Annotated in this window: 5 protein-coding genes; all 5 read right to left on the bottom strand. The window is 35.3% G+C overall.

What is annotated here, in order from left to right; all coding sequences use genetic code 11:
* Positions 1-190: 190 nt before the first annotated feature.
* On the bottom strand, positions 191-1,453 hold the full coding sequence (gene mobV, locus KFV11_RS11580; protein WP_000119405.1) for a MobV family relaxase: 1,263 nt from the start codon (positions 1,451-1,453) through the stop codon (positions 191-193).
* A 563-nt stretch (positions 1,454-2,016) separates the two neighbouring features.
* A complete protein-coding gene (gene tet(L) / locus KFV11_RS11575; protein ID WP_001574277.1) occupies positions 2,017-3,393 on the bottom strand; it encodes a tetracycline efflux MFS transporter Tet(L) in 1,377 nt (458 codons plus the stop codon).
* Positions 3,394-3,426: 33 nt separating this feature from the next.
* Positions 3,427-3,489: a tetracycline resistance efflux system leader peptide gene (locus tag KFV11_RS11760; RefSeq protein ID WP_012779615.1), complete on the bottom strand. Its 63-nt coding sequence runs from the start codon at positions 3,487-3,489 to the stop codon at positions 3,427-3,429.
* 210 nt (positions 3,490-3,699) lie between these two features.
* Positions 3,700-4,461: an aminoglycoside O-nucleotidyltransferase ANT(4')-Ia gene (aadD1, locus tag KFV11_RS11570; protein WP_001014230.1), complete on the bottom strand. Its 762-nt coding sequence runs from the start codon at positions 4,459-4,461 to the stop codon at positions 3,700-3,702.
* Between the two features lie 168 nt (positions 4,462-4,629).
* Entirely contained in the window at positions 4,630-5,613 is a 984-nt protein-coding gene (locus tag KFV11_RS11565) for a protein rep (protein WP_000336291.1), read from the bottom strand.
* Positions 5,614-5,667 lie beyond the last annotated feature (54 nt).

The raw sequence follows: 5,667 nt of genomic DNA, 5'->3' as shown, positions 1-5,667 counted from the left end.
TAACAGATGGGGTTTTTCTGTGCAACCAATTTTAAGGGTTTTCAATACTTTAAAACACATACATACCAACACTTCAACGCACCTTTCAGCAACTAAAATAAAAATGACGTTATTTCTATATGTATCAAGATAAGAAAGAACAAGTTCAAAACCATCAAAAAAAGACACCTTTTCAGGTGCTTTTTTTATTTTATAAACTCATTCCCTGATCTCGACTTCGTTCTTTTTTTACCTCTCGGTTATGAGTTAGTTCAAATTCGTTCTTTTTAGGTTCTAAATCGTGTTTTTCTTGGAATTGTGCTGTTTTATCCTTTACCTTGTCTACAAACCCCTTAAAAACGTTTTTAAAGGCTTTTAAGCCGTCTGTACGTTCCTTAAGGAATTCCTTAGTGCTTTCATAGATTAAACTCACATCACGCTTTAAATCGCTTATTTTAGACTTTAAAGACTTGTTTTCTTCAAGCAACTCATTATAATCATTTACATTTTCATTAAATCGCTCTACAAGACCACTATATTTTTCTTTAACTTGCCCATGTTCTTTACTTAATTTTTTATATTCTCTCGCCATATCAGTACTCATGAGATTTCTAACATGCTGTTTTAACCTATCGTTATCTCTCGCAGCAGTCACTAAGTTTTTATAATCACGCTCCGATATAACAACATTTTTGGTTGGTTTCTTTTCTGTTTTCATTATTTCTTTTCCCAAACCAAACATGGACTTTTCACCCGTTGGCACTTCAACACTTTTCATGTGTCGTTTCGCTGGTACTTCTAAATCTGATTTAACTTTATCGCTATAAGCAGTCCATTCATCTTTTTTAACTGCTAAATTTTTTTCTAGAAAATCAATCTCTTTTTCCAAAGTTTGTTTTTTAAATTTAGCTGTCTCAATATGTTTACGGTCAGAGCCACGTTCACCACGCTTCAACTCAAAACCCTGTTTTTTCATATGCTCGGGGAATTTATCTTGTAGCCATAACAGTTCTTGACGATTAAACACATTTTTTCCTTGCAGTTTTCCATCACGCATAGGCACAACACCTAAATGCATGTGAGGGGTTTGCTCATCATTATGAACTGTTGCATAAGCAATATTTTGCTTGCCATATCGTTCGGAAAATAATTTATAACTTTCCTCAAAAAATCGTTTTTGTTCTCCTGGATCCAGTTGCTCAAAAAAATCTCGGTCAGATGTTACTAGCAACTCATTTACAAGAACAGCATCTTTCCTCGTTTTTCTTGTACCTGTTTTTTGTGATTCAATAATTTCTTTGACACGTTCGTTGTAATCAATATTTTTATCATTTTTCAAATCATAATTTTCACGTGTTCGCTCATGGTCAATATCATCATTCGTTCTACTTTTTCGCTCTCTTTGATTATGAAATTGCATGCCTTTTAGTCCAGCTGATTTCACTTTTTGCATTCTACAAACTGCATAACTCATATGTAAATCGCTCCTTTTTAGGTGGCACAAATGTGAGGCATTTTCGCTCTTTCCGGCAACCACTTCCAAGTAAAGTATAACACACTATACTTTATATTCATAAAGTGTGTGCTCTGCGAGGCTGTCGGCAGTGCCGACCAAAACCATAAAACCTTTAAGACCTTTCTTTTTTTTACGAGAAAAAAGAAACAAAAAAACCTGCCCTCTGCCACCTCAGCAAAGGGGGGTTTTGCTCTCGTGCTCGTTTAAAAATCAGCAAGGGACAGGTAGTATTTTTTGAGAAGATCACTCAAAAAATCTCCACCTTTAAACCCTTGCCAATTTTTATTTTGTCCGTTTTGTCTAGCTTACCGAAAGCCAGACTCAGCAAGAATAAAATTTTTATTGTCTTTCGGTTTTCTAGTGTAACGGACAAAACCACTCAAAATAAAAAAGATACAAGAGAGGTCTCTCGTATCTTTTATTCAGCAATCGCGCCCTTTAATGGAACAAAAAGATTTGAATTCCTGTTATAAAAAAAGGATCAATTTTGAACTCTCTCCCAAAGTTGATCCCTTAACGATTTAGAAATCCCTTTGAGAATGTTTATATACATTCAAGGTAACCAGCCAACTAATGACAATGATTCCTGAAAAAAGTAATAACAAATTACTATACAGATAAGTTGACTGATCAACTTCCATAGGTAACAACCTTTGATCAAGTAAGGGTATGGATAATAAACCACCTACAATTGCAATACCTGTTCCCTCTGATAAAAAGCTGGTAAAGTTAAGCAAACTCATTCCAGCACCAGCTTCCTGCTGTTTCAAGCTACTTGAAACAATTGTTGATATAACTGTTTTGGTGAACGAAAGCCCACCTAAAACAAATACGATTATAATTGTCATGAACCATGATGTTGTTTCTAAAAGAAAGGAAGCAGTTAAAAAGCTAACAGAAAGAAATGTAACTCCGATGTTTAACACGTATAAAGGACCTCTTCTATCAACAAGTATCCCACCAATGTAGCCGAAAATAATGACACTCATTGTTCCAGGGAAAATAATTACACTTCCGATTTCGGCAGTACTTAGCTGGTGAACATCTTTCATCATATAAGGAACCATAGAGACAAACCCTGCTACTGTTCCAAATATAATTCCCCCACAAAGAACTCCAATCATAAAAGGTATATTTTTCCCTAATCCGGGATCAACAAAAGGATCTGTTACTTTCCTGATATGTTTTACAAATATCAGGAATGACAGCACGCTAACGATAAGAAAAGAAATGCTATATGATGTTGTAAACAACATAAAAAATACAATGCCTACAGACATTAGTATAATTCCTTTGATATCAAAATGACCTTTTATCCTTACTTCTTTCTTTAATAATTTCATAAGAAACGGAACAGTGATAATTGTTATCATAGGAATGAGTAGAAGATAGGACCAATGAATATAATGGGCTATCATTCCACCAATCGCTGGACCGACTCCTTCTCCCATGGCTACTATCGATCCAATAAGACCAAATGCTTTACCCCTATTTTCCTTTGGAATATAGCGCGCAACTACAACCATTACGAGTGCTGGAAATGCAGCTGCACCAGCCCCTTGAATAAAACGAGCCATAATAAGTAAGGAAAAGAAAGAATGGCCAACAAACCCAATTACCGACCCGAAACAATTTATTATAATTCCAAATAGGAGTAACCTTTTGATGCCTAATTGATCAGATAGCTTTCCATATACAGCTGTTCCAATGGAAAAGGTTAACATAAAGGCTGTGTTCACCCAGTTTGTACTCGCAGGTGGTTTATTAAAATCATTTGCAATATCAGGTAATGAGACGTTCAAAACCATTTCATTTAATACGCTAAAAAAAGATAAAATGCAAAGCCAAATTAAAATTTGGTTGTGTCGTAAATTCGATTGTGAATAGGATGTATTCACATTTCACCCTCCAATAATGAGGGCAGACGTAGTTTATAGGGTTAATGATACGCTTCCCTCTTTTAATTGAACCCTGTTACATTCATTACACTTCATAATTAATTCCTCCTAAACTTGATTAAAACATTTTACCACATATAAACTAAGTTTTAAATTCAGTATTTCATCACTTATACAACAATATGGCCCGATTTAAGCACACCCTTTATTCCGTTAATGCGCCATGACAGCCATGATAATTACTAATACTAGGAGAAGTTAATAAATACGTAACCAACATGATTAACAATTATTAGAGGTCATCGTTCAAAATGGTATGCGTTTTGACACATCCACTATATATCCGTGTCGTTCTGTCCACTCCTGAATCCCATTCCAGAAATTCTCTAGCGATTCCAGAAGTTTCTCAGAGTCGGAAAGTTGACCAGACATTACGAACTGGCACAGATGGTCATAACCTGAAGGAAGATCTGATTGCTTAACTGCTTCAGTTAAGACCGAAGCGCTCGTCGTATAACAGATGCGATGATGCAGACCAATCAACATGGCACCTGCCATTGCTACCTGTACAGTCAAGGATGGTAGAAATGTTGTCGGTCCTTGCACACGAATATTACGCCATTTGCCTGCATATTCAAACAGCTCTTCTACGATAAGGGCACAAATCGCATCGTGGAACGTTTGGGCTTCTACCGATTTAGCAGTTTGATACACTTTCTCTAAGTATCCACCTGAATCATAAATCGGCAAAATAGAGAAAAATTGACCATGTGTAAGCGGCCAATCTGATTCCACCTGAGATGCATAATCTAGTAGAATCTCTTCGCTATCAAAATTCACTTCCACCTTCCACTCACCGGTTGTCCATTCATGGCTGAACTCTGCTTCCTCTGTTGACATGACACACATCATCTCAATATCCGAATAGGGCCCATCAGTCTGACGACCAAGAGAGCCATAAACACCAATAGCCTTAACATCATCCCCATATTTATCCAATATTCGTTCCTTAATTTCATGAACAATCTTCATTCTTTCTTCTCTAGTCATTATTATTGGTCCATTCACTATTCTCATTCCCTTTTCAGATAATTTTAGATTTGCTTTTCTAAATAAGAATATTTGGAGAGCACCGTTCTTATTCAGCTATTAATAACTCGTCTTCCTAAGCATCCTTCAATCCTTTTAATAACAATTATAGCATCTAATCTTCAACAAACTGGCCCGTTTGTTGAACTACTCTTTAATAAAATAATTTTTCCGTTCCCAATTCCACATTGCAATAATAGAAAATCCATCTTCATCGGCTTTTTCGTCATCATCTGTATGAATCAAATCGCCTTCTTCTGTGTCATCAAGGTTTAATTTTTTATGTATTTCTTTTAACAAACCACCATAGGAGATTAACCTTTTACGGTGTAAACCTTCCTCCAAATCAGACAAACGTTTCAAATTCTTTTCTTCATCATCGGTCATAAAATCCGTATCCTTTACAGGATATTTTGCAGTTTCGTCAATTGCCGATTGTATATCCGATTTATATTTATTTTTCGGTCGAATCATTTGAACTTTTACATTTGGATCATAGTCTAATTTCATTGCCTTTTTCCAAAATTGAATCCATTGTTTTTGATTCACGTAGTTTTCTGTATTCTTAAAATAAGTTGGTTCCACACATACCAATACATGCATGTGCTGATTATAAGAATTATCTTTATTATTTATTGTCACTTCCGTTGCACGCATAAAACCAACAAGATTTTTATTAATTTTTTTATATTGCATCATTCGGCGAAATCCTTGAGCCATATCTGACAAACTCTTATTTAATTCTTCGCCATCATAAACATTTTTAACTGTTAATGTGAGAAACAACCAACGAACTGTTGGCTTTTGTTTAATAACTTCAGCAACAACCTTTTGTGACTGAATGCCATGTTTCATTGCTCTCCTCCAGTTGCACATTGGACAAAGCCTGGATTTACAAAACCACACTCGATACAACTTTCTTTCGCCTGTTTCACGATTTTGTTTATACTCTAATATTTCAGCACAATCTTTTACTCTTTCAGCCTTTTTAAATTCAAGAATATGCAGAAGTTCAAAGTAATCAACATTAGCGATTTTCTTTTCTCTCCATGGTCTCACTTTTCCACTTTTTGTCTTGTCCACTAAAACCCTTGATTTTTCATCTGAATAAATGCTACTATTAGGACACATAATATTAAAAGAACCCCCCATCTATTTAGTTATTTGTTTGGTCACTTATAACTT

Origin of the sequence: Macrococcus equipercicus, assembly GCF_024205945.1 — a bacterium.
In the GTDB taxonomy this organism is placed as follows: domain Bacteria; phylum Bacillota; class Bacilli; order Staphylococcales; family Staphylococcaceae; genus Macrococcus; species Macrococcus equipercicus.
The sequence above is the reverse complement of the archived record's forward strand: the minus strand, read 5'-3'. Positions and strand labels throughout refer to the sequence as shown.